Source organism: Bradyrhizobium lablabi, assembly GCF_900141755.1.
GTDB lineage: Bacteria > Pseudomonadota > Alphaproteobacteria > Rhizobiales > Xanthobacteraceae > Bradyrhizobium > Bradyrhizobium lablabi_A.
This window is the reverse complement of sequence record NZ_LT670844.1, coordinates 547,690-574,187: the sequence shown is the minus strand read 5'-3', so window position 1 is coordinate 574,187 and position 26,498 is coordinate 547,690. Positions and strand designations below refer to the sequence as shown.

At 62.0% G+C, this 26,498-nt stretch carries 22 protein-coding genes and 1 pseudogene; 16 read left to right on the top strand and 7 right to left on the bottom strand.

What is annotated here, in order from left to right; all coding sequences use genetic code 11:
• The first annotated feature begins 13 nt into the window (after nucleotides 1-13).
• From B5526_RS02725 to B5526_RS02695, 8 genes and pseudogenes are all read left to right on the top strand, one after another.
• Nucleotides 14-1,123, top strand: a complete 1,110-nt coding sequence (locus tag B5526_RS02725) for an alkene reductase (protein ID WP_079536668.1) — start codon at nucleotides 14-16, stop codon at nucleotides 1,121-1,123.
• Nucleotides 1,124-1,270: 147 nt separating this feature from the next.
• A pseudogene (locus tag B5526_RS38775) lies at nucleotides 1,271-1,374 on the top strand (3-hydroxybutyrate dehydrogenase); the annotation flags it as partial.
• Between the two features lie 77 nt (nucleotides 1,375-1,451).
• Nucleotides 1,452-2,615 carry a patatin-like phospholipase family protein gene (locus B5526_RS02720; RefSeq protein WP_079544639.1) on the top strand — a complete coding sequence of 388 codons (1,164 nt, stop codon included), beginning with the start codon at nucleotides 1,452-1,454 and terminating at the stop codon, nucleotides 2,613-2,615.
• Nucleotides 2,616-3,400: 785 nt separating this feature from the next.
• Nucleotides 3,401-4,654, top strand: a complete 1,254-nt coding sequence (locus B5526_RS02715; protein ID WP_079544638.1) for an ABC transporter substrate-binding protein — start codon at nucleotides 3,401-3,403, stop codon at nucleotides 4,652-4,654.
• 70 nt (nucleotides 4,655-4,724) lie between these two features.
• The gene (locus B5526_RS02710) at nucleotides 4,725-5,591 is read left to right on the top strand and encodes a branched-chain amino acid ABC transporter permease (protein ID WP_079536666.1); all 867 of its coding nucleotides are present in this window, start codon (nucleotides 4,725-4,727) and stop codon (nucleotides 5,589-5,591) included.
• Between the two features lie 27 nt (nucleotides 5,592-5,618).
• On the top strand, nucleotides 5,619-6,611 hold the full coding sequence (locus tag B5526_RS02705) for a branched-chain amino acid ABC transporter permease (protein ID WP_079536664.1): 993 nt from the start codon (nucleotides 5,619-5,621) through the stop codon (nucleotides 6,609-6,611).
• Nucleotides 6,601-7,368: an ABC transporter ATP-binding protein gene (locus B5526_RS02700; RefSeq protein WP_079536663.1), complete on the top strand. Its 768-nt coding sequence runs from the start codon at nucleotides 6,601-6,603 to the stop codon at nucleotides 7,366-7,368. Before B5526_RS02705 ends, B5526_RS02700 begins: the two co-directional genes overlap by 11 nt.
• Nucleotides 7,365-8,084, top strand: a complete 720-nt coding sequence (locus B5526_RS02695; RefSeq protein ID WP_079536661.1) for an ABC transporter ATP-binding protein — start codon at nucleotides 7,365-7,367, stop codon at nucleotides 8,082-8,084. The genes B5526_RS02700 and B5526_RS02695 overlap by 4 nt, the downstream gene beginning before the upstream one ends.
• Before the next feature lie 52 nt (nucleotides 8,085-8,136).
• Here B5526_RS02695 and B5526_RS02690 read toward each other — a convergent pair whose 3' ends face one another.
• The gene (locus B5526_RS02690; protein ID WP_079536659.1) at nucleotides 8,137-11,310 is read right to left on the bottom strand and encodes an efflux RND transporter permease subunit; all 3,174 of its coding nucleotides are present in this window, start codon (nucleotides 11,308-11,310) and stop codon (nucleotides 8,137-8,139) included.
• Nucleotides 11,307-12,473, bottom strand: coding sequence for an efflux RND transporter periplasmic adaptor subunit (locus B5526_RS02685; RefSeq protein ID WP_079536657.1), 1,167 nt, complete (start codon nucleotides 12,471-12,473; stop codon nucleotides 11,307-11,309). Before B5526_RS02685 ends, B5526_RS02690 begins: the two co-directional genes overlap by 4 nt.
• Nucleotides 12,474-12,621: 148 nt before the next feature.
• Here B5526_RS02685 and B5526_RS02680 point away from each other — a divergent pair, with 148 nt between their 5' ends.
• From B5526_RS02680 to B5526_RS02655, 6 genes are all read left to right on the top strand, one after another.
• Nucleotides 12,622-13,083, top strand: coding sequence for a MarR family winged helix-turn-helix transcriptional regulator (locus B5526_RS02680; protein WP_079536656.1), 462 nt, complete (start codon nucleotides 12,622-12,624; stop codon nucleotides 13,081-13,083).
• Between the two features lie 262 nt (nucleotides 13,084-13,345).
• Nucleotides 13,346-13,759, top strand: a complete 414-nt coding sequence (locus B5526_RS02675; protein WP_079536654.1) for a DUF2946 family protein — start codon at nucleotides 13,346-13,348, stop codon at nucleotides 13,757-13,759.
• A gap of 150 nt (nucleotides 13,760-13,909) precedes the next feature.
• Nucleotides 13,910-16,369, top strand: coding sequence for a TonB-dependent receptor (locus B5526_RS02670; RefSeq protein ID WP_244562181.1), 2,460 nt, complete (start codon nucleotides 13,910-13,912; stop codon nucleotides 16,367-16,369).
• 223 nt (nucleotides 16,370-16,592) lie between these two features.
• On the top strand, nucleotides 16,593-17,525 hold the full coding sequence (gene exbB / locus B5526_RS02665) for a tonB-system energizer ExbB (RefSeq protein WP_079536652.1): 933 nt from the start codon (nucleotides 16,593-16,595) through the stop codon (nucleotides 17,523-17,525).
• A 3-nt stretch (nucleotides 17,526-17,528) separates the two neighbouring features.
• On the top strand, nucleotides 17,529-18,002 hold the full coding sequence (gene exbD / locus B5526_RS02660) for a TonB system transport protein ExbD (RefSeq protein WP_079536651.1): 474 nt from the start codon (nucleotides 17,529-17,531) through the stop codon (nucleotides 18,000-18,002).
• A 17-nt stretch (nucleotides 18,003-18,019) separates the two neighbouring features.
• Entirely contained in the window at nucleotides 18,020-18,811 is a 792-nt protein-coding gene (locus B5526_RS02655; protein ID WP_079536649.1) for a TonB family protein, read from the top strand.
• A 6-nt stretch (nucleotides 18,812-18,817) separates the two neighbouring features.
• On the opposite strand, the gene B5526_RS02650 is transcribed toward B5526_RS02655, so the two are convergent.
• The 5 genes from B5526_RS02650 to B5526_RS02630 all read right to left on the bottom strand — a co-directional run bounded on the left by B5526_RS02650 (nucleotide 18,818) and on the right by B5526_RS02630 (nucleotide 23,799).
• Nucleotides 18,818-19,255 (bottom strand): hypothetical protein, encoded by a 438-nt coding sequence (locus tag B5526_RS02650; protein ID WP_244562180.1) that lies wholly within the window; start codon nucleotides 19,253-19,255, stop codon nucleotides 18,818-18,820.
• Between the two features lie 40 nt (nucleotides 19,256-19,295).
• Nucleotides 19,296-19,976 carry a site-2 protease family protein gene (locus B5526_RS02645; protein ID WP_079536647.1) on the bottom strand — a complete coding sequence of 227 codons (681 nt, stop codon included), beginning with the start codon at nucleotides 19,974-19,976 and terminating at the stop codon, nucleotides 19,296-19,298.
• 330 nt (nucleotides 19,977-20,306) lie between these two features.
• Nucleotides 20,307-21,053: an SDR family NAD(P)-dependent oxidoreductase gene (locus tag B5526_RS02640; protein ID WP_079536646.1), complete on the bottom strand. Its 747-nt coding sequence runs from the start codon at nucleotides 21,051-21,053 to the stop codon at nucleotides 20,307-20,309.
• Between the two features lie 92 nt (nucleotides 21,054-21,145).
• Entirely contained in the window at nucleotides 21,146-21,880 is a 735-nt protein-coding gene (locus B5526_RS02635) for an SDR family oxidoreductase (RefSeq protein ID WP_079536644.1), read from the bottom strand.
• Nucleotides 21,881-21,990: 110 nt separating this feature from the next.
• On the bottom strand, nucleotides 21,991-23,799 hold the full coding sequence (locus B5526_RS02630; protein WP_079536642.1) for an IlvD/Edd family dehydratase: 1,809 nt from the start codon (nucleotides 23,797-23,799) through the stop codon (nucleotides 21,991-21,993).
• A gap of 226 nt (nucleotides 23,800-24,025) precedes the next feature.
• Here B5526_RS02630 and B5526_RS02625 point away from each other — a divergent pair, with 226 nt between their 5' ends.
• Nucleotides 24,026-25,093, top strand: coding sequence for an ABC transporter ATP-binding protein (locus tag B5526_RS02625; protein WP_079536641.1), 1,068 nt, complete (start codon nucleotides 24,026-24,028; stop codon nucleotides 25,091-25,093).
• Between the two features lie 32 nt (nucleotides 25,094-25,125).
• Nucleotides 25,126-26,445 (top strand): ABC transporter substrate-binding protein, encoded by a 1,320-nt coding sequence (locus B5526_RS02620; RefSeq protein WP_079536639.1) that lies wholly within the window; start codon nucleotides 25,126-25,128, stop codon nucleotides 26,443-26,445.
• The last annotated feature ends 53 nt before the right edge of the window (nucleotides 26,446-26,498 follow it).

Below are 26,498 nucleotides of genomic sequence, written 5' to 3'. Positions count from 1 at the left end.
GAAGGAGAAAACCATGAGCACCCTGTTCTCGCCGGTCAAAATTGGCCCCTATCAACTCTCCCACCGTGTCGTGATGGCACCGCTGACGCGGATGCGGTCCGATCCAGGCGACCTTCCGAGCAAGCTGATGGTCGAGTATTATTCCCAGCGCGCATCGAAAGGTGGCCTGATCATTTCCGAGGCAACGCCCGTCTCGATCCGCGGCTATGGCTATGCCGGCGCGCCCGGCATCTATTCTGACCGTCAGATCGAAGGATGGCGCCGCGTCACCGATGCGGTTCATGCCATGGGCGGCCGGATCTTCCTGCAATTGTGGCATGTCGGTCGTCAGTCACACACCGATCTGCAGCCGAATGGCGAGCCGCCGGTTGCGCCGTCCGCGATCGCGGCAGAAGGCTATGCCTATACCAGGCAAGGTGAAGTCCCGTTCTCGATGCCGCGCGCGCTCGCGCTGGACGAGATTCCGGGGATTATCGAGGAGTTTCGCGCTGGCGCCGAGCGCGCACTGCGCGCCGGTTTTGATGGCGTCGAGATTCACGGTGCGAACGGCTACCTGCCCGATCAGTTCCTGCAAGACGGCACCAACAAACGAACCGATGAATATGGCGGCCCCATTGAAAACCGCGCGCGCTTCCTCTTGGAGATCACGCAGGCTGCAATTTCGGTGTGGGGTGCCGATCGCGTCGGCGTCCGCATCGCGCCGAGCGGCACCTATGGATCGATGTCGGACAGCAGTCCCGCAGCTACCTTTGGCTACGTCGTGACCGAACTCGATCGCCTCGGTATCGCCTACCTTCACGTGGTCGAGCCGCGCATCCAGGGCATCGAGGAGATCGCCAAAGGCCAGGCTCCGATCGCAGCCCAGCATCTGCGGCCAAAGTTCAGCCGTACCCTTATCGCCGCAGGCGGTTTTACAGGCGAGAGCGCGGCGGCCATCATCGCAGCAGGCGACGCGGACTTCGTTGCGTTCGGCCGCCACTTCATCTCTAATCCTGATCTGCCCGAACGGCTCCGGCGCAATCTGCCTTTGACCCGCTACGACCGCTCGACGTTCTATGGTGGCGACGGGCGAGGCTACATCGATTATGCGGTGCACGCCGAGCTGGCGCCGGCGGCGGTCTAGCCTCGGATGATCGCTGGCGCGCCAGATGATGGCGCGCCGCGTGTCGGCTCGCGGCCCCTGGGCACGACAAATGTGCCAGCCGATCACTGTCGAGAGGTGCCTTTGCCCCATGGTCGAGGTATGACCCTGAGGCATTAGATCCACTCCAGGTTTGCAACCGTCGAAGAGCTCGGTGCGCCACAGCATTTTTCGCGGCGGCTTCGATCACAGGGATCGCTTTTCCGGTCGATGGCGGGTGGACGGCGCACTAAAACAAAACAGTTGACGTAGCAAAACCGGATTGATCGAGAACCTCAGGAAGGTGACAGGAAGGCTATTGGAGCGTGAGATGAACACCGGTCAAAAAAATCAATCTTCACAGAGCATCGGGTCGCTAGGCAGGACCATTCCGGGCCAAATCGTGCTGGTGCTGCAGGGCGGTGGCGCGCTGGGATCCTATCAGGCCGGCGTCTATCAGGCGCTGCACGAAGCTGGAATCGAGCCGAATTGGATTATCGGCACCTCAATCGGTGCCATCAATGCGAGTCTCATCGCTGGCAACGCGCCTCAAAACCGCGTGCAGCGGTTGCAGGAATTCTGGAAGCGGATGGAACAGCGCTCGATCTGGAGTTTTCCGGGAGCGTTTTCGGGCTTCAACGACAAGCTGTCCTACTGGTCGACGGTGTCGAATGGCATTCCCGGGTTCTTCAAGCCTAACCCGCTGGCCCATGCCGGCACCGATTACCCGCTTGGCGCCGGCATGGCCGGATATTACTCCACCGAGCCACTCGAGCAGACCCTCGGCGAGCTTGTCGATTTTGATTTGGTGAACCGATGCACGCCTCGTCTGACGGTCGGCGCCGCGCATGTCCGAACCAGCCAGATGCGATATTTCGACAGCCGGGATTCGGTGCTTGACGTGAAGCACGTTATGGCGTCAGGCGCGCTGCCGCCGGCATTCCCTGCCATACGTGTCGATGGTGAGCTGTACTGGGACGGCGGCATCCTCTCGAATACGCCGACGGAAGTGGTGTTCGACGATAGCCCCCGCAAGGATTCCCTAATCTTCGCGGTCCACATGTGGAATCCCGTAGGCGCCGAACCGACGACCATGGCGGAAGTGTTCAACCGGCAGAAGGACGTGCAGTATTCGAGCAGGATCGCTAGCCACATCGCGCGCCAGCAGCAGGCGCATCGGCTGCGTCATGTCATTAACCAACTCGCCGCCCTGATACCTGAGGCCGAACGTAACAGCGAGGCAGTGCGTGAACTGGCCGCTTACGGCTGTCCGACGCGAATGCATGTGGTGCGGCTATTGGCGCCGCAGCTCGATCGCGAGAACTACACCAAGGATATCGATTTCAGCCGGTCCGGCATAATGCAGCGCTGGGACGCAGGCTATCTGCATACCCGGGCCGTGCTCGATCGTTCTCCTTGGGTCGGCGAGTTCGATTCGCTCTCGGGTGTTATTCTTCACGAGCAAATGGAATCAATGCCGGTCGTGGCAGAATAGTGATGCCGGTGGTGGTGGTGGTGGGCGGCTCGGTACACACTAAGATTGCCAAAGGCAGGACATTGAAATCGGGAACACCGTCAACCCCAAGGATGACAGCTTCGCTATCAACGAACTAATCTGCTCAACACCGAGGACAACGAGAAGAGTTTTGCAAACGTCTCAGAAGTGACCGGAAATAGCCGGATCAAAATGGAGGGGGTTTGCAAAACCAGGTGAGAGATTTCAACGGCTTAGCCCGAAAGCCGTTGCGCTACCGTTACACCATTCCCCAACGGCCCGACATGAATTTCCAACAAATTCAATAGTTTAGTTGGGTTGTCGGGCAGTTGTTAGCGATCGATATTCGAAAATCGCTGTAAAAGCGTAGCGTCTTCTACTCGCTCGGTCCCAGCCTTGGCAAGCGCTCGAGGATGCCGTTTTGAGAAGACCAGGGCGAGGGCGGCCTGGGCCGCCGCCAAGGCGTTTGGGCATGGGCGGGGGAATAAGCGAAGAGCCCGATTTCAGCGCCAATGGGAAGTAGGGCAACGCCGGAGCTCAACACGTGCGGTGGCGCTGCGCCGTCGTCGTTTTGGCTGACGAGCGACGGGCTGTCGCGGGCTGTTCGAAATGCAAACGTTCATCGGTCGAGACAGCTCGCGAAAGTCGCCGCAACTTGCCCGTATGAGCCGGGCATGCGATGCTGACCGCGCCGATAAATAACAAGAATTTGCCGAGGCCAGCGTTTGCTCGTCCTCGGCACAGAAAAAAATGGCACTGCGTGGGAACGTATCGGAGACAATCACATGAGATTGAGGGGTATAACGGGGCTGCTTGCTGCCGCTGTGATTTCGGTCGCGTTGGCGGGCACGACGTCGGCGCAGGAAAAAACCGTCAAGATCGGCGCGATTTATCCGCTCTCCGGCAACGCCGCCAGCGCCGGCGTGCACGGCAAGGCGGCAATCGAGACCGCGGTCGACATCATCAACAACGCGCATCCCGAACTCGGCAATCTGCCGCTGGCGAAGAACGCGGGTCTCGCCGGGCTTGGCGGCGCCAAGGTCGAGGTTATCTTCGCCGACAACCAGGGCAGCCCCGCGGTCGGGCAGAACCAGGCGCTGCGCCTGATCACCGAGGAGAAGGTGGTTGCGCTCAATGGCTCCTACCAGTCCGGCATAACTCTGACGGCGAGTGCGATCGCCGAGAAATACGGCATTCCCTTCTTAAGCGGCGAGTCGGTCGCGGCCAGTCTGACCGAGCGCGGTTTCAAATGGTTTTTCCGGACCACGCCGGTGGCTTCCGATTTCGCCAAGATCTATCTCGACTTTCTAAGGGATATGAAAGCCGGCGGCGCCAAGACCGATAATATCGCGCTGGTCCATGAAAACACCGAATACGGCACCTCGGTCGCCAGCGTCATCGCCGGGGTGTTCAAGGAAAACGGCCTGAACATCGCGCTCGACATCGCCTACAACGCCAACACCACCGACGTGCAAAGCCAGGTGCTGCAGCTCAAGGACAAGAAGCCCGACGTCATCATCATGATCAGCTACACGTCGGACGCGATCCTCTACGTCAAGACCATGCAGGCGCTGGACTACAAGCCGCCGATGATGATGGCTGATAATGCCGGCTTTTCCGATCCGTCGCTGGTCAAGGCGGTCGGCAAACAGGCGCAGGGCGTGTTCAACCGCTCTTCCTTCAGCATCGGGCCTCCGGGATCGCCGACCTACCTGATCAACGAGATGTACAAGAAACGAAGCGGCGACGATCTCGACGATACCTCGGCCCGTCAGATGCAGGGCTTCTTCGTGCTCTGCGACGCGATCGACCGCGCCGGCTCGACCGAACCTGCCAAGATCCAGGCAGCGCTGAAGGCCACTGATCTCAAGCCGGATCAGCTGATCATGGGCTACAAGGGCGTCAAGTTCGACGACAAAGGCCAGAACATCCTCGCCGCCGGCATGGTGATCCAATTGCAGGATGGCGAGCACTACGTTCCGGTCTGGCCCAAGGACAAGGCCGTGGCGCCGCCCGCATTGCCGTACAAAGGCTGGTAGAAAATCGCGGGCGGGGCGTCAGACCCGCCCGCGTCGAAACCGCTCCCAACCCAGAAGATTTCGGGCAGGCATGTCCTCCATCCTCGTCCAGGTGATTGTCGGCGGACTGCTGCTCGGCGCGGTCTACGCGCTGTTTTCATCCGGCCTGACGCTGATCTGGGGCATGATGAACGTCATCAACTTCGCCCATGGCGATTTCGTCATGCTCGGCATGTATGTGGCGTTCGTGGTCTGGACGCTGTTCGGCGTCGGTCCCTTAGTCGGCGCGCCGGTTGCGGCATTGGTGCTGGCGACGCTTGGCGTCATCGTTTATTTCGGCCTGATCCGCAGCGTGATGCGAGGTCCGATGCTGGCGCAGATTCTCGGCACCTTCGGGCTGGCGCTATTGTTGCGCTACTCCGTGTTCTGGGGTTTTGGCGCCAACTTCCAGACGCTGCCGGAAAATCTCGTCGGCGGCACATTTGATGTGCTCGGCATCCGGATCCAGGCGTCACGGCTGCTCGCCGGCGCCGTCGCTCTTCTGGTGACGCTGGGCCTTCATTTATTGCTGACGCGCACGTCGCTGGGCTCGAAAATGCTCGCGGTCGCCGAGGATTCCACGGCCGCGCAACTGATGGGCATTCGTCCCGACAGCATGCAGGCGATCGCTTGGGCGATTGCGGCGGGTGCGACCGGAATCGCCGGCGCGCTGATCGCGACGTTCTTTTATATCGCACCGACGGTCGGCGAGACGCTCGGCATCGTCGCCTTTGTCACGGTCTCGCTCGGCGGTTTTGGCAGCGTGCCGGGCGCGCTCGTCGCGGGCCTCCTGATCGGCGTCATCGAGTCGGTATCGGCCTATTCGATCGGCGCGGTCTACAAGGACATTGTGGTGTATTCGCTGTTCCTGTGCTTCCTCTGGTTCAGGCCGCAAGGCTTGATGGGCAAGAAGGCTTGATGGGCAAATCCTGATGGACAAGATGTGATGCGGCGCCTGTTGTGGCCCTCGGTTGCGCTCGCGCTGGTGATCGCTTATCCGCTGTGGTTCTCGACGCCATTTCAGCAACGGCTGGGCGCGCTGGTTCTGCTCTACGCGATTGCGGCATCGGCCTGGAACATCGTTGGCGGCTATGCCGGGCAGGTGTCGGTCGGACACGTCGTGTTCTTCGGCTGCGGCGCTTATGCCGCGATGGGCGCCTACGCGCATTTCGGCTTGTCGCCGCTGGTCGGGATCCCCGCCGGCATTGTGCTGAGCGTTGCGATTGCCGCCGTGATCGGCGTGCCGACGCTGCGGCTGTCCGGTCATTATTTCAGCATGGCGACCATCGCAGTTGCCGAACTCGTCAGGCTCATTGTCTCAAACACCGATTATCTCGGCGCAGCCGTCGGGCTCAGCGGCCCGACCGTGCCGCGAAACCTGTTCGATCTCTCCTTCACCTCGGCGCTGCCTTACTACTATCTCTTCCTCGCGGTGCTGTTGATGACGCTCGGCATCACCTGGCGGATGGCCGATAGCCGGATGGGATTTTATCTGCGCGCGATCAAGGATTCCGAGCGCGCGGCGCGTTCGCTCGGCGCGCCCGCGAGCCGCACCAAGCTCTACGCCTTCATGTTGAGCGCAGGGCTAACCAGCGTCGCCGGCGCGCTCTATGCCATGATGTTCGGCTTCGTCGATCCGGAATCCGGGCTCGGCATCCTGATTTCCGTAAAAATGCTGATCATGGCGGCGCTCGGCGGCGCCGGCCTGTTGTTCGGGCCCCTGGTCGGCGCCGCGATCCTGGTGCCGCTGGAGGAAATTTCCAACAATCTGCTCGGCGGCAAGGGCGCCGGGCTCACCTTCGTCGTCTACGGCGCCATCATCGTCTTGATCGCGCGCTTTCAACCCGGCGGCATTCTGACCCTGATCAAGCGGATTTGGACCATCTCCGACAAGGCCGCGAAGATCGCGGTCGCGGAAGAGGCCACCCATGCTCCTTGAAGCCTGCGATGTGACCAAGGCCTTTGGCAGCTTCAAGGCTGTCGATGCGGCTTGCGTGACGCTGGAGCAGGGCGACATTCTCGGCTTGATCGGGCCGAACGGCGCCGGCAAATCCACGCTGTTCAATTGCCTGACCGGCGACCTGTTGTCGACATCCGGCAACGTCCTGTTCGAAGGCCGCGACATCACCCGTTTGACGCCGGAGGCGCGCGCGCGGCTCGGCATCGCGCGCACCTTCCAGGTGCCGCAGACCTTCGAGGGCATGTCGGTGCTGGAGAATGTCATGATCGGCGCGTTTCTTCGCACCTCGCACCGAGCGGAGGCCGAGAAGAAAGCGCGCGCCGTGCTGGAGCGGGTCGGCATGAGCAAGCTGGCGGATGCGCCCGCGCGATCGCTCGGCACGCCCGGCCGCAAGCGGCTGGAAATCGCCCGGGCGCTTGCCACCGAGCCAAAGGTTCTGCTGCTCGACGAGGCGATGGCGGGCCTGACTCAGCGCGAGGTGCAACTCGCCATCGATCTCGTCCGCGACATCCATCGTTCCGGGATCACGCTCGTGATCGTCGAGCACATTATGGAGGTGATCATGTCGCTGGCGAGCCGTGTGGTGGTGTTTCACCAGGGCTGCGAGATCGCCCGCGGCACCCCGCGCGAGGTCACCGGCAATCCGGCGGTGATCGCCGCCTATCTCGGCACCCGCGCCGCAAAAGCGGCCGCCGGCCACACCCCGATCGAGCTGATGGGCGGACCCGCGCCATGACCGCGCCGTTGCTCAAGATCGAGCATCTCGAAGTGCGCTATGGCGATCTGATCGGGGTTTCCGACGTCTCGTTCGAGGTGCCGGAGGGCGCGGTCGTCGCGCTGCTCGGCTCCAATGGCGGCGGCAAGACCACTGTTCTCAACGCCATCGCCGGGCTTATCCCCGTGCACTCCGGGTCGATCGGATTTCGCGGAGAGGAGATCGGCGGCGAGAGCGCATTTTCGATCGTGCGCAAGGGCCTTGCGCTATCGCCGGAAGGCTGGCGGCTGTTCGTGCAGCAGAGCGTCGAGAATAATCTCAAGCTCGGCGCAACGCCTTTGCGCGACAAGGCGCGCGTCGGCGTGCTGCTCGATCGCGTCTACGAAATCTTTCCAAAGTTGAAAGAGCGGCGCGGCCAGCGCGCCGGCACCATGTCCGGCGGCGAGCGGCAGATGCTGGCGGTCGGCCGCGCCTTGATGAGCGATCCAAAACTCCTGATGCTGGACGAGCCTTCGCTGGGGCTGGCGCCGTCGGTGGTCGAGTCCATGTACGAAACCTTCGGGCGGCTGCACAAGGAAGGCCTGACCATCCTGCTCGCGGAGCAATCGATCGAGCTCGCGCTCGAGGTTTCGGATTTTGCTACCGTGCTGCAGGTCGGAAAAAGCGTGTTGTCCGGCACCGCCGCCTCGCTGGCCGACGATCCGCAGGTGCAGCGGGCTTATCTCGGTAGCGCCTGAGGCGCGCGCAAGGAATAGAATAGCGGCGTCGGTGACCCGACGTCCGATCAAATCACTCGGCGGCTTCCTTGATCGAGCTTTGCTCGCGCTCGGGATGGTCGTGATCGGCATCGCCGCCGGATCGTCCCCAGCCGGAGAACGCGTTCGACAACCGGTCGAGATAAAGATAGATCACCGGCGTCGTGAACAGCGTCAGCGCCTGGCTCACGATCAGGCCGCCGACCATCGCATAGCCAAGCGGCTGACGGATTTCGGAGCCGGTGCCGGTCCCGAGCATCAGCGGCACGCCGCCGAGCATCGCCGCCATGGTCGTCATCATGATCGGGCGAAACCGCAGCAGCGCCGCCTTGCGGATCGATTGCTCCGATGAGAGATGCTCGTCGCGCTCGGCCGCGATCGCGAAGTCGACCATCATGATGCCGTTCTTCTTGACGATGCCGATCAACAGAATGATGCCGATCAGCGCGATCAGGCTGAAGTCGTAGCCGAACGCCATCAGGATCGCGAGCGCGCCGACGCCGGCCGAGGGAAGCGTCGACAGAATGGTGATCGGATGAATGTAGCTTTCGTAGAGAATGCCGAGGATCAGGTAGACCACGACAAGCGCCGCCAGTATCAGAAGCGGCACGGTGCCGAGCGATTGCTGGAACGCCTGCGCGGTGCCCTGGAAGCTGGAGTTCAACGTCGGGGGCGCCCCGAGATCGACCATCGCCTTCTGCACGGCGTCGGTCGCTTGCCCGAGCGCCGCGCCCTGGGCGAGATTGAAGCTGATCGTGATCGCAGGGAACTGGCCCTGGTGGCTGATCGAAAGCGGCCGTACCGGCACGCTGGTCCAGGTCGCGAACGTCGATAGCGGCACCTCATCGCCTGTTGTCGGTGATTTGACATAGATCTTGTCGAGCGTGCCGAGGTCGCCCTGCAGCTCCGGGAGGATCTCCAGGATCACGTGGTAGCTGTTGAGCTGGGTGAAATACTGGGTGACCTGACGCTGGCCGAATGCGTCGTAGAGGGTGTCGTCGATCAGTTGCGGCTGGATGCCGTAGCGCGAGGCGGTGTCGCGATTGACCTTCAGCTCGAGCGTGGTGCCGAGGGTCTGCTGGTCGGTCGCGACGTCGCGCAATTCCGGCAAGGTCTGCATCTTGGAAAGAATCTTCGGCGCCCATTCGTTGAGTTCGGCGAGGTTGGCGTCCTGCAGCGTGAATTCGAACTGCGTCCTTGTCGGCCGGCCGCCGAGCCGCACGTCCTGCGCGGCCTGCATGTAGAGGCGGGCGTCCGGGATCTTTTCGAGCTTGGGACGCAGGCGGGCAATGATCTGCTGGGCGTTGGCCTTGCGCTCGTCCCGCGGTTTCAGCGTGATGAACAGATTGCCATTATTGCCGGCCCGGCCGCTGCCGCCGATCGCCATCGCCGTGCTGGCGACGTCGGGATCCTCCATCACGATCTTGACGAGGGCATCCATCCGCTGCTTCATCGCGGCAAAGGAAATGTCCTGTGACGCTTCGGCGGTCGCGGTGATCAGGCCGTTATCCTGCTGCGGGAAAAATCCCTTGGGGATGACGATGAACAGGTAGACCGACAAGCCCAGCGTCGCAAAGAAGATGACGAGGGTGGTCAGCCTCCAGCGCATGGCGAGGTCAAGACCGCGCTCATAGGCACGCAGCATCGCATCGAAACCGCGCTCGCTCCATTGATAGAACTTGCCATGACGGGTTTCGCCGTGGGCGCGCAGGAAGCGGGACGCCATCATCGGCGTCAACGTCAGCGACACCACCATCGACACGAAGATCGTCATCGCCAGCGTCACCGCGAATTCGCGGAACAACCGCCCGATGATACCGCCCATCAGCAGAAGCGGGATCAGCACCGCGACCAGAGAAATGCTGATCGATACGATGGTGAAGCCGATCTCCTTTGCGCCCTTGAACGCGGCGGCCAGCGGCTTCTCGCCTTCCTCGATATAACGCGTGATGTTTTCCAGCATCACGATGGCGTCGTCGACAACGAAGCCGACGGCGATGGTCAGGGCCATCAGCGACAAATTGTCGAGCGTATACCCGAACACCCACATCAGCGCGCAGGCGCCAAGCAAGGCCAGCGGCACGGTCACGGTCGGGATGACGGTGGCCCAGAAACTGCGCAGGAAGATGAAAATGACCATGACGACGAGCGCGATGGTCAAAAGCAGGGTGAACTGAACGTCCGCCACCGCGGCGCGGATGGTCTGGGTGCGGTCGCTGATGACTTCGATCTGGATCGCGGGCGGTATGGCGGCAACCAGCCGCGGCAGCATCGATTTGATCTTGTCCACGGTGTCGATGACGTTGGCGCCGGGCTGCTTGAACACCACCAGGAACACGCCGCGCTTGCCGTTGGCCCAGGCCGCCTGCTTGGCGTCTTCCGGTCCCGTGATGGCCTGGCCGATATCGCGAATCCGCAACGGGCCGCCATTGCGGTAGGCGATGATGACGTCGTTCCAATCTTTCGAATCCAAAAGCTGGTCGTTGGCGTATATCGTGTAGGCCCGCTTCTCGCCGTCGATATTGCCCTTCGGGGCATCGACGGTGGTGATCGCGATCTGGTTGCGGACGTCTTCCAGCGAAAGGCCCTTGGCGACGAGTTTTGCCGGATCGACCTGGATGCGGATCGACGGCTTTTGCTGACCGCCGATGATCACCTGCGCCACGCCGGAGATCTGGCTGATCTGCTGGGCGAGCTGGGCGTCGACCGCGTCGCTGACGGTGGTGAGCGGCAGCGTATCCGAGGTCGCCGACAGCAACAGGATCGGCGAGTCGGCCGGGTTGACCTTGCGGTAGGTCGGTGGCGACGGAAGGTTCTTCGGCAACTGGCCGCTGGCGGCGTTGATGGCGCCTTGCACGTCGTTGGCGGCGCCGTCGATGCTGCGGTTGAGATCGAACTGGATGGTGACGGCCGCCGTTCCCAGATAGCTCGTCGAGGTCATCTGGGCGATGCCGGGAATCTGAGCGAATTGCCGCTCCAGCGGCTGCGCCACCGAGGTAGCCATGGTCTCGGGGCTGGCGCCCGGCAGATTGGCGGTGACCTGGATGGTCGGGAAGTCGACCTGAGGCAGCGGCGCCACCGGGAGCAGCGGGTAGGCGACGAGGCCGACAAAGAGAATGCCGGCCATCATCAGCGACGTGCCGATGGGATAGCGAATAAAGGGTGCCGAAATCCCGCCGCCCGTTTCTGCCTGAACCCCTTTGCTCATTCCTGCTTGACCTTGGATTGCGCCGGATCCGAACTCGCGACCGCGGTCGCGACGAGGGTACCCGGCTGCACCTTGAACTGGCCGCCGGTGATCACCTGTTCTCCCGGCGACAGGCCGGAATCGACCACCGAGCGTCCGTCGATCGATTGACTGACCTTGACCTTGCGCAGCTCAGCCTCGTTCTTCTGATTGACGACATAGGCGTAGAGGCCGTCGTTGCTGTGCTGGATCGCGTCGTCGGGAACTACCGTGGCGTCCTTCAGCGTCTTCACCAAAAGCCTCGTCGAAACCGATTGACCCGGCCACAGCGCGTGGTCCTTATTGTCAAACACCGCCTTGAGCCGAATAGTCCCGCTGGTGGTGTCGACCTGGTTGTTGACGACCGCGAGCTTTCCCTCCGCGAGCGGCTTCTTGCCATCGGTGGTAATGGCGATGACCTTGAGCGGCTGACCCGATTGCGCCCCGTTTATATCTGGTAATTGCTCTTCAGGCGCGGTGAAAATAACGGCGATCGGTTCAATTTGCGCCACCGTCACGATGCCGGTCTGGTTCGACGCATTGACGATATTACCGATGTCGACCTGACGCAGCCCGACAACGCCTGAGATCGGCGATTTGACCTGGGTGTAGTCGAGCTGGGTCTGGGCGTTGAAGACGGCGGCTTCATCGGCGGCGATCTGCGCGGTCAGTTGCGCAACCGTGGAGCGCTGGGTGTCGGTCTGCTGCCGTGTCGCGAATTCGCCGAGCTTGGTGTAGCGCTGCAAATCGAGATTGGCGTTGGCGAGATTGGCCTCATCCTGGGCTTTCTTGGCCTTGGCCTGATCGAGTGTCGCCTGGTAGGGCCGGGGATCGATCTCGACCAAGAGGTCGCCCGCGTTGACCAACTGGCCCTCCTTGAAGGCGACCTTGTCGATCTGGCCATCTACCCTTGTCCGGACCAATACGGTGTTGAAACCCTGCACGGTTCCGAGCCCGGTCAAATAGACCGGAAAATCTGTCTTTTCCACGGGGGCGATGGTAACGCGTATCGGATTGCGCGGCGTCTTTTGCGCGCTAGCGGCGGTCGACTGATCCGTGCGGTGGTATTGCTGCCAGCCGAAATAGCCCAGCAAACCGACGGCCGCGATCAGCAAAACCCAACGGATAGTCCGTGATATGGTCATGTGCGCTCATAGGTCCGGAAACTAATTAACGGGTCTTCAAAACGGTTCCAAGGACGCACAGATATAATATGCGTGCACTTAATGTGTAAACACACTATGGCTTGAGAATTCTAAACAATTGGAAAGCTTTGAGGGAGCGCCACAGTATATGTCGCTCGATCTGAAACGCCAACTCGTTGCGCAACTCGTAGAGAGCTCGCGGCTGTTGCGCAACTACATCGATCATCGCGCCAAGGCTCGCGGCACCACGCGCGCGCAGTGGATCGTGCTGTTTCGGTTGCGCCAGCAAGAGGGATTGTCGCAGGTCGATCTCGCCGACGTGCTCGAGTTGCAGCCGATCTCGCTGGTGCGCCTGCTCGATCGCCTGGTCGAGCATGGCCTGCTCGAGCGGCGGCACGACCCGAAGGACCGGCGCGCCAACCGGCTGTTTCTTACCGCGAGCGGCCGTCAGCTTGTCGACGATCTAGACAGTCTGCGCGACGCCATTGCCACCGATGTGCTGCAGGAGATTCCGACCGAGGCGATCGAAACCAGCCTGCAGACGCTGCGAGACATCAAGGAGCGGATCAAGGGCCTCGCCGAACCGCGCGACGACATCGCGGCTAAGTAATCCGATTGCGAAGTCTGACCGTCGCGCTTGCGATGTCGCGCGCTTTTTGAATTGAGCGTTCATGCGCAGCGCTTGCGATGAAGGACGATCGGAAACGTACGACAGCGTTGCGCTGAACCCACAGTTTCTCGAATACGCCTCATGCAAACCAAGTTGCCGATGAAGGCCATTGACAGACAACAATAATCCCTGAGATGTTATAGTGTAACATCGCGAGCGGCCGGACAGCATTCCGGACGGTGCGGCGGAGGCGTATGCTGATATGAAGTGGTTCCGATCGCACATCAAAGCCGGCTCACGGCTGGCGCTGTTTGCGCTGGCAGTGCAGTTTGGGCTGGCGTTCGGGCATTTCCATTCGCTCGCAGCGCAAGCGGCGCCCGCCATTCAATCCGGCGCGACGCAGTCCGAATATCCCACGGCCGTCGATCTTACCGCGCCCGACGCGGTAAGCCAGTCGGGCCAGCAGCAGCCTGGCTCCGATCACGACCAGTCATCAGGTGATGCTTGCGCGATCTGTGCGGTGATCGCGCTCGCCAACACCGTCTTGTTTGCGACGCCACCGCTCTTGCTGCTGCCGCAAGCGGTGGAGTTCTTGTACCTGACCGCCGATGCCGAGTTCGTCCATCTGAACTCGGCGCGTGTCGCCTTCCAGCCCCGCGCTCCCCCGGTTTCCTGAGATCGATTGTTTGTGTCCCCGGAGGGATCGCCGCCTCATGCGCGGCCGATCCTCGGGCAGGAATCGAAATCGGTCCGTCGGACGCGACGGCAAGCGCTTCCGAATTCGTTGATCACGAATTTGGCCGCGGCTTCATCGGAAAACGGGGCAATGTCAGTATCAGTATTCGCAAAACATATGTTGGCCGCCTCCGGCGCAGCTTCGCTCATGCTGCTCTCCGGCCTCGGCAGCCCGGCCCAGGCGCAGACGCCTGCTACGGGAAGCGGCACGACCGCGCTTCCCAACATCGTGGTGGAGGCGCCAAGGCAGGTGGCCGGCACACCGAAGCAGAGGCCGAAGCCGCACTTGGCTGCCCGGCGCGCAGTGTCCCCGCCGAGCGCGCCGCCGGCGCCGGTTTCGCCGGCCGCGCAGCTTGCCGCAAAGAGCAGCGTCTTCGATCAGGCACGTAGCAATATTTATACAACCGTCGGCACGACCTCCGCTACGATCAGCCACCAGACCATCCAGGATCTGCCGCAAGGCGACAATCAGTCGGTCGAGAGAGTGCTGCTCCAGGCCCCCGGGGTCTCGCAGGATTCCGCCGCCAGTGGCCTGCTTCATGTCCGCAACGACCACGGCAACGTCCAATTCCGCATCAACGGGGTGATGCTGCCCGATGGGCTCACCGGCTTTGGCAGCATTTTCGACACCAGCTTTGTCGGCACCATGGCCCTGGTCGTCGGCGCGCTGCCCGCCGAATTCGGGCTGCGCACGGTCGGTCTCGTCGACATCACGACCCGCAACGATCTTTTCAACAACAGCGGCTCCGTCAGCGTGTACGGCGGCAGCCATGGAACCATTACGCCAAGCGTCGAATATGGCGGCACGTTCGGCGGCAACTGTGCCGCGACGCCCGCGACCACGCCGGGCTATGTCAAGGCGCCGCCGGCTGCCGCGGACTGCTTTCCCGGCGTCCAGTATTACTTCACCGGTCGCTATCTGCAGACCACCGTAGGAATCGAAAATCCGACGCCTGCATACAATGCGATCCATGATTTCTCCCAGCAGGAGAGGGGCTTTGCCTACATGTCCGCTTTCATCGACCCGACCACTCGGGTCAGCCTGATCGCCGGCACCGCCAACAACAACTTTCAGATTCCCAATGTTCCCGGTGCGCCGATTGGACAAAATGGATTTGTCACCAACGCATTCGGCGTCACCAGTTTCGATTCAGCACACCTCAACGAAAACCAGTGGGAGCTCACTCACTTTGGCGTATTGTCGGTGCAGACATCCGCCAACGGCTTCGACGGGCAGTTGTCCTATTTCACGCGCTACAACAATTTGCACTTCTTGCCGGACCCGGTCGGCGATCTTCTGCTCAACGGCATCGCCTCGACCGTCACCCGCACCTCCTACACCAACGGCATTCAGGGCGACGGCGCGTATCAGGTCAATTCATCCCACACCCTGCGCGCCGGCTTCACGGTCAGCGGCGAGCAGGTATTCGTCGGCAACACATCATTGGTCGAGCCCTGCATGATCTGCGACGGCACCGACAATGGGCAGCCGGTGTCGATCACCGATAACGTCTCGAAACTGGGCGTGCTGATGGGGGTCTATGCGCAGGACGAGTGGAAACTCACCAACCAATTCACGATCAATACCGGCTTGCGCTTCGATCAGATGGAGCAATTTATCAGCGCCAACCAGCTCAGCCCGCGGTTCAGCGCCACCTACAAGCCCTTCGAGAACACCACGTTTCACGCCGGCTATGCGCGCTACTTCACGCCGCCGGTGCTGGTGGAGGCGGCTCCCGCCAATATCGCCTTGTTCAACAATACGACCGGAGCAGCGTCGGCCGGCGCGGCCAACGACCCGGTCCTGCCGGAGCGCTCGAATTACTACGATGTGGGCGTCGATCAAAAGATCCCGCTCGGATGCACCTCTTCCTCGCCGAAGGACTGCTCCAGTCTCGAACTCGGCGTCGATGCCTATTACAAGACCGCCAAGGACCTGATCGACAATGGCGTTTTCGGGCAGGCCTTGGTGTTGAGCGCATTCAACTATGCCAACGGCTGGAACGAGGGCATCGAATTCCACACGAAGTTCAATAGCGGAAACTTCCAAGCCTACGGCAACGTTGCCGTGGCGCAGCAGCGGGCCAGCGACGTGGTCTCGAACCAGTTTCTGTTCGACAACACCGTGCCGCTCGCCGATCTCGGCGGTCTGACCCGGTTTCAATACGTCCAGACCCACTTTATCTACACGGATCACAACCAGTTCGTCACCGCCTCTGCGGGCGCAATTTACCAATTCTGCGGTCGGCCGGCGTCTTTCGGCGAGATGTCGTGGTGTGGAACCAAGCTGAGCGCCGACATGATCTACGGCAGCGGCCTGCGTTCCGGGGACGCCAATATCAGCTCGGTGCCGGCCTACACGCAGGTCAATGTCGGGATCAAGCGCGAATTCCTGCTGCCCAACGATCCCAAGCCGCTAACGATCCGTTTCGACGTGGTTAATCTGTTCGACAAGATCTACGAGATCAGGGAGGCAGGCGGCATCGGCGTGTTCGCGTCGCAGTTCGGCCCGCGCCGCGGCTACTTCGTCGGCATCTCGAAAAAGATATAGCTGACCGGATGCCACGTGCCATCCTGCATCCGGGTCAGCGTCGGGATATCTTTCGATGTCGTTCAATATGGTCGACAAGGCGTACGAAATCAGGGGCGGATCGGGTATGCGTGGCGTTTGCGCCGCAATTCGGCCCGCGTCGTGGTTTTTACGTCGGCGTCGCGGAAAAGATGTGAATGACTGCATGCATAGCTTACCCTCCGATCCTCCACTGGGCCGAAATATGAACACTTCATCTTTTCGAGCGATCCATGCGGTGATCTTCGCGGTTGCGATGCTTGTCCCGGCGTCGCCGTCGTTTTCGCAACAGAACGCGGCCCCTCCGCAGGCCGCGTCGCAACCGGCGGCGGTTCCGGCGCAAGCCGCGCCAATCGCGCCGTCGGCGGTCGCTCCTGCAACTCCGACGCCCGCCCCCTCGGACGCAGGCGCCGATGGCGCAAGGCCGCTGAAATCGACGATCGCCGTGCCGCGCGAATTGTCGCCGTGGTCGATGTTTTTGTCGGCGGATATCCTGGTCAAGGCGGTGATGATCGGGCTCGCCTTTGCCTCGCTTGTGACCTGGACCATCTTCATCGCCAAAATGATCGAGCTGTCGTTGATCCGGCGCAAGCTTCGCGCGGCGCTAGACAAGATCGCCGATGCGAGGTCGCTCGCGGACGCGCAATTCGTGCTCGGCGCCAAGGGCAGCGTGCTGTCGTCGTTGCTTGCCGCCGCGATGCGCGAGGCGCGGCTGTCGGCGGGCATTTCCAGCGATGCCGGCATCAAGGAGCGGGCGGCATCGAGCTTTGCCGAGATCGTACGCGCCGAGGCGCGCCGGATCAGGCTCGGCATGGGCGTGCTCGCGACCATCGGCGCGACCTCGCCCTTCGTCGGGCTGTTCGGCACGGTGTGGGGCATCATGAACAGTTTTATCGGCATCTCGAAATCGCAGACGACGAACCTCGCCGTGGTCGCGCCCGGCATCGCCGAAGCGCTGCTCGCGACCGCCTTCGGTCTCGCCGCGGCGATCCCGGCCGTGATCATCTACAATCATTTTTCGCGCATGACCAAGGGCTACCTCGAACTGGTGGCGCGGGCGTCGGGCGCGGCAGCGCGGCTGTTGTCCCGCGACCTCGACCGCACCCATGTTGGTTCGCAATCGCGCGCGGCGGAGTAGGCGATGGGCGCTTCATTCGCAGATACCGATCTCAACGACGACGATGATTTCGCCGAGACTCACGAGATCAACGTCACGCCGTTTATCGACGTGATCCTCGTCCTTCTGATCATCTTCATGGTGGCGGCGCCGCTCTCGACCGTCGATCTTCCCGTCGATCTGCCGTCCTCGACGGCTACCCCGCAGAAGAAACCGGACAAGCCGACCTATGTCACCATCAAGCCCGATCTGGCGGTTGCGATCGGGGAAAACCCGGTCAAGCGGGTCGACCTGGTCCGCTCGCTCGATGCGATGGCCGATTCCAGCAAAGATCGCTTTGTCTTCTTGCGCGCCGATCGGTCGGTGCCCTATGGCGAGCTGATGGACGTGCTGGAAATTCTGCGCGCCGGCGGCTATTCGAAGATCAAGCTGGTGGCGCTGGAAGGCGTTCCTGATACGGTGTTGCCGCCTTCAGCGCCGGCAAACCCGAAACCTTGAGCGGTTGATAGATCGAGATGTCCGAGCTCGATACCGAACAAAAACCTTCCCGCCGGCTATGGATTCTCGCCGGCATAGCGGCGTTTGCGCTTCACCTCGGTGGTGCCGCGCTGGCATTCGCGCATCTTGAGGCCGACGATCCGGACGATTCCCTTGGCGCACCCGCGATCGAGATCGGGCTGGAGATGACGTCACCGCGTCTTGAGCCCACCGACTTGCCGGCGGGTCCGGATACGGATGCTTCGGTCGCTTCGCCCGCGCAGGCCGAACAGAAGGCGGAGCTGAAAGAGACGGAGCTGCCGAAGGAAGTACCCACCGAAACCGCAGAGCCAGATCGGGTGGTAACGCCAAACGACCAGAAGAAGCCCACGGAGGACGATACCAAGATGGCCGCGGTGCAGACCTCGGCCTCAACGGAATCGGTCGCTGTGGAGGCAACCGCAACACCCAGCACCGAGGCTGTTCCAGAAGCGCCGCGCTCGGTCGCTCCCGCGCAGGGCACGGGTCAGAGCGCGCGGCGCTTGCGCGCCACGTGGCAGAAGGACCTGATGGCTCACCTCGACAAGCATAAGCGCTACCCCGCGAGCTCGCAGAAAACCGCCGAGATCGTCGTCAGCTTCGAGCTCGACCGGATGGGCCACGTGCTGTCGACCAGCATCGTCAAGGGTTCCGGCGACGCGGCCTTCGACGAGGCGGCGCTCGCGATGGTTCGGCGGTCCGATCCGGTACCGCCGCCTCCGCCGGCCGTCGCTGACGAGGGATTGAGCTTTACCTTGCCGGTGATTTTCAAGATCAAGGGGCGGAGCTGATCGCCATCACTGCCAGAAATACCGGATCCCGACATAGACGACGACCAGGCAGGCGAAAATCAGCGCCACGGGAAGCCTGGGTTTTGCGCCCGGGCCTTGCGCGACCTGCCGCGGCGCGGATTTGCGCTGGGCGGGCGGCCGCTTGAAGGCGGTAACGTTATTGGTCGCCTTGTTGCTCGAATGGGCGGGAACCTCCGGCGCGGCGCCAGCTCCGCCCATCTCAACGTAATAGCTCTTGTAGATCGTATTGATGGTGGCCTCGGTGGCCTCCGGCTCCGGCATTTCCTTGAGCAGGGTCTTGTAGCTTTCCAGGAAGTTTTGCGCCTGGGCGGGCAGGGCGGAGGCGCCATTGAGCTTCGCCATCATCTTCCAGGTCGCAAAATCCGCTCTCGCCCGGGTGTCGGCACGTCGCGCTATCAACATATCCGCCGCTTTGATCGCCATGCCCGCAAGCCTTTTCGGCTTTCCTTTTTGAGACGTCGCACTACCCGTTGCCGGTTACCACCAAAAGTAGCTGGATTATAAATCCGGTCATGACCCGCAGTATCGCCGAGATAACATCAAGATTTAGACCGAACTGCGAGCCCGCCAAGGGGAGCACGATCAGAATTCCGATCAGGATCAGCATCCCGACCGGCTCCAGCCGGGCCAACGGTGCGGCAAGCCATGTCGGCAATAGGCCCACCGCGACCCGCCCGCCGTCCAGCGGGGGGATCGGCAGCATATTAAAAACCGCGAGCACGACATTGATAACAAGCGCATTTTTGAGATTGTCGGCGAGCCACTGCGCGGCATCCGGCGGCAGGTAGCCCACGACATGGAACGCCAGCGCCGCGACCAAAGCCAGCGCGATATTGGTGGCAGGCCCGGCCAGCGCCACCCAGACCATGTCGATCCGCGGATGGCGCAGTGCGCGAAAATTCACCGGCACCGGCTTGGCGTAGCCGAACAGGAACGGCGAGTGCGCCAATAGCAGCATGGCCGGCAGGATCAGGGTGCCAAAGGGGTCGATATGCTTTAGGGGATTGAAGGTGACGCGGCCGAGTTTCCAGGCGGTATCGTCGCCGAGTTGGTGCGCGACAAAACCGTGGGCGGCCTCGTGGAAGGTGATGGCGATGACGAGGGGGATGACCCAGACCGATATGTCGTAGAGGGAGATGTTCAATGGGTGGCCTGACCGGTTCAACTGATGCGTTATGCTAGCATGTATTCATGAACCACCGGCGCGAACAGTGCTCCCGCCTCAGGGAGCCGTCCCCGGATATTGCGGCAGACCGTCGTCCAGCTTCACCCAGTCCATTTTTTCGCGCCGCACAGACATCCACCTTCCCTGATCATGAATGTCACCAAAAGCATTTGTCGTCATTGCGAGGAGCCAACGGGTCGCGCGAAGGCGCGCCCGATGACAGACTCCGCGACGAAGCAATCCAGCTTTGTGTGCCGCACGGGAACATGGATTGCTTCGCTGCGCTCGCAATGACGAAGAGAAGGAGGACTAATACGTCGCCCGTCCGCCCGAAATATCGAACACCGCGCCCGTGGAGAACGCGCAATCCTGTGACGCCAGCCATGCCACCATGGCCGCGAGTTCTTCCACCAGGACAAAACGTCCTTTCGGAATTTTGGACAGCATGAAGTCGATGTGCTGCTGCGTCAGCTGGTCGAAGATCGCGGTCTTGGCGGCGGCCGGCGTCACCGCGTTGACGAGGATGTCGTGCTGCGCGAGCTCCTTGCCGAGCGATTTTGTCAGCGCGATCAGGCCGGCCTTCGAGGCCGAGTAGTGCGCCGCGTTGGGGTTGCCTTCCTTGCCCGCGATCGAGGCGATATTGACGATGCGGCCGTAGCCTTGGCTGATCATCGCGGGCGCGATCGCCTTGCAGCAGATAAACGGGCCGTCGAGATTGATGCGCAACACCTTGCGCCATTCGTCGAGGTCGGTTTCCCACACGGTCTTGTTGACACCGGCGATCCCTGCATTGTTGACGAGGATGTCGATCTTGCCGAGCGTTTTGATCGTCGCGTCTCGTGCCTTCTCGACCGCGGTGAGATCAGAGACGTCGACCTTGAACGCGGTGACGGCGTCGCCGATTTCTTTTGCGGTTTTCTCGGCGAGCGGCAGGTCATGATCCCAGATCGCGACTTTTGCACCCGAGGCGACAAACCGTTCGGTAATCGCGCGCCCAAAACCCTGGGCGCCGCCGGTGACCACGGCGCTGCGGCCGTTGAGATCGATCTTGTTCATGGGGAAATTCCTTTCACTTTAATTTTGTCATCGCTCTCGCCGCGCCGGGGTCCGCTCCCTCGCCCCGCTCTTTTGCGGGGCGGGGTTAAGAGTCACAGCGTCCAGCCGCCATCGATGAGATGCGCAATGCCTGTCGTGAAGGCGCTCTCGTCGCTCGCGAGATAAACCGCCAGCGCGGCGATTTCCTCCGCCGTGCCCAACCGTCCCATCGGCTGCCTGGAGACGAACATCTCACGGCCGCCGGGGCCTGCGGCGGCGGCGCGGTCGAGCATCGACGGCGTCTCGATGGTGCCGGGGCAGATGCAATTGCAGCGGATGCCCCTGGTGATGAAATCGGCGGCGACCGCGCGCGTCAGTGCCGCGACCGCCGCCTTGGTCGCGCCATAGACATAACGGTTGGGGGCAGCCTTGAACACGCCGGCGGCGGAGGAGATGTTGACGATCGAGCCGCGGCCTTGCTCCAGCATGCCCGGCAAGAATGCCCGTATCGTCCGGTGCATCGACTTGACGTTGAGATCGAACGAAAAATCCCAGTCGTCGTCGGAGCATTCCAGCACCGTGCCGTGATGCACGAAGCCCGCCGCATTGAGCAGGATGTCGATTTTGCCGACCCGTTTTGCCATTTCGGCAACAGCCGCAGTGTCGCGCGCGTCAAGCCGCGCCACTTCGGAAACGCCCTCGCTCTTGAGCGCTGCAAGGCCCTTCTCGTCGATGTCGGTCGCAAACACCGTGGCGCCTTCGCGCGCAAAGGCGATCGCGCAGGCGCGGCCGATGCCGGCCGCGCCCGCGGTCACGAATGCGCGTTTGCCCTTGAGGCGGTCTGACATTTTTTCTCCCGTATTTTACAGTCGTCATACGCGGGCTTGACCCGCGTATCCATCCTCCCTTGAAGAGCGATGGATTGCCGGGTCAAGCCCGCGTATGACGGTTACGACTCCTAGTGATTATCCCTCGCCACGCCGACCCGGCCTGCGATGTCGTGATAGCGCGTCGCAAACTCCATGCAGGCGCCGGTGGCCTGCTGGCCGACGGTCTTGCGATAAAGTTCCTGCCACGGCGTCTGGTTGGCCGGGTAGGGGAAGCCGCCTTTTGCTTTAAGTTCGGCGTGCCGCTTCTTGAGCTCCTCATCGGAGATCAAAATGTTGGCGCTGCCTTTGTTGAGGTCGACGCGAACCTTGTCGCCGGTCTTGAGGATCGCCAGTCCGCCGTCGGCGGCGGCTTCCGGCGTCGCATTCAAGATCGACGGCGAGCCTGAGGTCCCTGACTGCCGTCCATCGCCGATGCAGGGCAGCGACAGGATGCCGCGTTTGATGAGTGCTGCCGGCGGCTGCATGTTCACGACCTCGGCGCCGCCGGGGTAGCCGATCGGGCCGGTGCCGCGCACGAACAGGATGCAGCGCTCGTCGATATCGAGCGCGGGATCGTCGATCCGCGCGTGATAGTCCTCCGGCCCTTCGAACACGATGGCGCGGCCCTCGAACGCGTTCGGATCCTTGGGATTGATCAGATAGCGGTCGCGAAACTCTTTTGAAATGACACTGGTCTTCATGATCGCGGAGTCGAACAGGTTGCCGCGGAGCACCAGGAAGCCGGCGTCCTTCACCAAGGGCTTGTCAAAACTCCAGATCACGTCGCCGTCGGGTTTTGGCGCATCGCGGCAGTTGTCGCCCATGGTGTGGCCGTTGACGGTCATGGCGTCTTCGTGGATGCGCTTGTGGCGCATCAATTCGCCGACCACCGCCGGCACGCCGCCGGCGCGGTGATATTCCTCGCCAAGGTAGAAGCCGGCCGGCTGCATGTTCACGAGCAGCGGAATTTCGTGGCCGTACTTCTGCCAGTCGTCGATCGACAACTCCACGCCGATATGGCGGGCGAGCGCGTTGATATGGATCGGCGCATTGGTCGAGCCGCCGATCGCCGAATTGACCACGATACAGTTCTCGAACGCCTTTCGCGTCAGGATGTCGGACGGCTTTAGATCCTCCCAGACCATCCCAACGATGCGCTTGCCGGTTTCATAGGCAATCTGGCCGCGCTCGCGGTAGGGGGCGGGGATCGCCGCGCAGCCCGGCAGCGACATGCCGAGCGCTTCGGCCAGCGAATTCATGGTCGAGGCGGTGCCCATGGTGTTGCAATGGCCGACCGAGGGCGCCGAGGAGGCCACGATGTTCATGAATTCCTCGTAGTCGATCTCGCCGGCGGCAAGCCGCTCGCGCGCTTTCCAGACCACGGTGCCGGATCCAGAGCGCTCGCCGTTGAACCAGCCGTTCAGCATCGGCCCGCCCGAGAGCACGATTGCGGGCATATTTACCGTCGCCGCCGCCATCAGGCAGGCAGGCGTGGTCTTGTCGCAGCCGGTGGTCAGGACCACGCCGTCCAGGGGATAGCCGAACAGGATTTCGACCAGGCCCAGATAGGCGAGGTTGCGGTCCAGCGCCGCGGTCGGGCGTTTGCCGGTTTCCTGGATCGGGTGCATCGGGAATTCCATGGCGATGCCGCCGGCGGCACGGATTCCCTCCCGCACCCGGTGCGCCAATTCGAGATGATGGCGGTTGCAGGGCGACAGGTCGTTACCCGTTTGCGCGATCCCGATGATCGGCTTGCCGGCCTGCAGTTCCTCCCGGGTCAGCCCGTAATTGAGGTAGCGCTCCAGATAGAGCGCAGTCATGCCGGGGTTGTGAGGGTTGTTGAACCACTCGCTGGAACGGAGTTTGCGTCTGGTGACTGATGTAAGGGGCTTGTTCATGGTTTCTCCCGCAGCGCACACCCTTAAAGCTTGGGGCGTCATTTTCGTAACTTCGACCAGATGTCTGCCACGCCCCCGTCCCCTCCGCAACGTTGGCGGCGTGAGGGGAACCCCTACGACTTTGATCCAACGACAGCGCCGGAAAAGTCTGGTATGACCCCGATCAAATAAGAGGACGACCCACGGAATTTACCGCGGGGTTTTAGGCAGATCGAGGAGGGAATGTATGTCGTCGGTGCAGATTCGCGACGTGCGGAAATCGTTTGGCGGCTTTGAGGTCCTGCACGGCGTCACGATCCCGATCGAGGACGGCGCCTTCGTCGTCCTGGTCGGCCCCTCCGGCTGCGGCAAATCCACGCTGTTGCGGATGCTCGCGGGGCTGGAAAACATCACTTCCGGGACGATTTCGATCGGCGACCGTGTCGTCAACAATGTCCAGCCGAAAGAGCGGGACATTGCGATGGTGTTCCAGAATTATGCGCTCTATCCGCATATGACGGTCGCCGACAATATGGGCTTTTCGCTCAAACTGCGCGGCGCCGGCGCCGCCGAAATCAGTAAGGGGGTCAATCGCGCCGCCGAAATCCTGGCACTGACGCCGTTGCTCGATCGCTATCCCCGGCAATTGTCGGGCGGACAGCGCCAGCGCGTCGCCATGGGCCGCGCCATCGTGCGCGATCCGCAGGTGTTCCTGTTCGACGAGCCCCTGTCCAACCTCGACGCCAAGCTGCGCGTTGCGATGCGCACCGAGATCAAGGAACTGCACCAGAGGCTGAAAACCACCACCGTCTACGTCACCCACGACCAGATCGAAGCCATGACCATGGCCGACAAGATCGTGGTGATGCATGACGGCATCGTCGAACAGATGGGATCGCCGCTCGAACTTTATGACAAGCCGGACAACCAGTTCGTCGCCGGCTTCATCGGTTCGCCGGCGATGAATTTCCTCAAAGGCAAGGTGAAGTCAAACGGCAGCGCCGGCTTTGAAGGGCCGAACGGGGTGAAACTTCCGGTCGCCTCGGTGCCCGCCAATTCCGATGGCCGGCCGGCGGTATATGGCATCCGGCCCGAGCACTTCACCATCGCGGACGACGGCGCCGAAGCCGAGATTATCGTGGTCGAGCCGACGGGCTCGGAAACGCAGGTGTTCGCCAAACTCGGCGGCGAGCAGGTCGTCGCCGTTTTCCGCGAGCGCCATCAATTCAATCCGGGCGACAAGATCCGGCTGAAACCCGACCCGTCCCTCGTGCATCTGTTCGATGAGACGACGGGCAAACGACTGAATGCCTAACAAATCAAAAAACACTAGAGGGAGGATAGACGATGCATGATTTTACCCGCCGCACTCTGCTTCAGGGCGGCACCGCGCTGGCTGCGGCCGGCGCGCTTACCGGGCCGGCGCTCCTCGACTTTGCCAAGGCCTGGGCGGATACCTCGCCATGGAAGGCCGAACCGGGCGCCAAACTGACTGTGATGCGCTGGAAGCGCTTCGTTCCGGCGGAAGACGATGCCTTCAATGCCATGGTCGCGGCGTTCAAGACCGCCACCGGCACCGAAATGAACGTGTTCAGCGAGTCTTTTGAGGACGTGCAACCCAAAGCCTCGGTCGCGGCGAACACCGGCTCGGGCCTCGATCTGGCCTGGGGCCTGCACACGCTGCCGCAGCTGTTCCCGACCAAAGTGCTGCTCATGAACGACGTCGCCGATTACCTCGGCAAGAAATACGGCGGATGGACCGATGCGGCGGCAAAGACCGTCAAGAAGGGCGACGACTGGCTCGGCATTCCCGTCGCCACCATTGGCGGCTACATGACCTACCGCAAGTCGGCAACCGACAAGGCCGGCTTCTCAACATTCCCGACGGACTTCCCGGGCTTCCTTGCGATGTGCACGGCGATGAAGGCGAACAATACGCCGGCCGGTTTTGCCCTTGGGCATGCCACGGGTGACGCCAATGGTTGGTTGCATTGGGTATTGTGGGGTCACGGCGCCTATACCGTCGACAAGGATGACAAGGTCATCATCAATTCGCCGGAGACCGTGAAGGCGCTGGAATATTGCAAGGCGCTATCTGAAACATTCATTCCCGGTGTCGCCTCCTGGAACGACTCGTCCAACAACAAGGCGTTCCTGTCGGGCGAGCTCTATTGCACCGCCAACGGGATCTCGATCTACGTGGCCGCGAAGGATGACCCGACCAAGAAGGATCTGGCCGAGGATACCTATCACGCGCTGATGCCGGTCGGTCCGGTCGGCAAGCCGACCGAACTGCAGCTCGCGGTTCCAATCCTGGCGTTCAACTTCACCAAATATCCGAACGCCTCGAAGGCCTTCATCGCCTTCATGCTGGAGAAGGAAAATTTCGACAAATGGCTGTCCGGCGCGCGGGGCTATCTCACCCACACGCTGAACGCCTACGACTCCTCGCCGGTATGGACCGCGGACCCGAAGAACGCGGTGTTCGCGCAAGCCTCCAAGCGCGCGCTTCCGGCTTCCGGCATCGGCACGCCCGGCGAGAAGGCCGCGACCGCGATCGCCGACTTCCTGGTGGTCGACATGTTCGCCAATTACTGCACCGGCACCAAGGACGCCAAGGGCGCGATCTCCGACTGCGAGCGGCAGTTGAAGCGCATCTATCGCTGAGGGTACAATCGGGCGGGCCGCAGACAGTAATGCAGGCCCGCCCGATCGGCGAC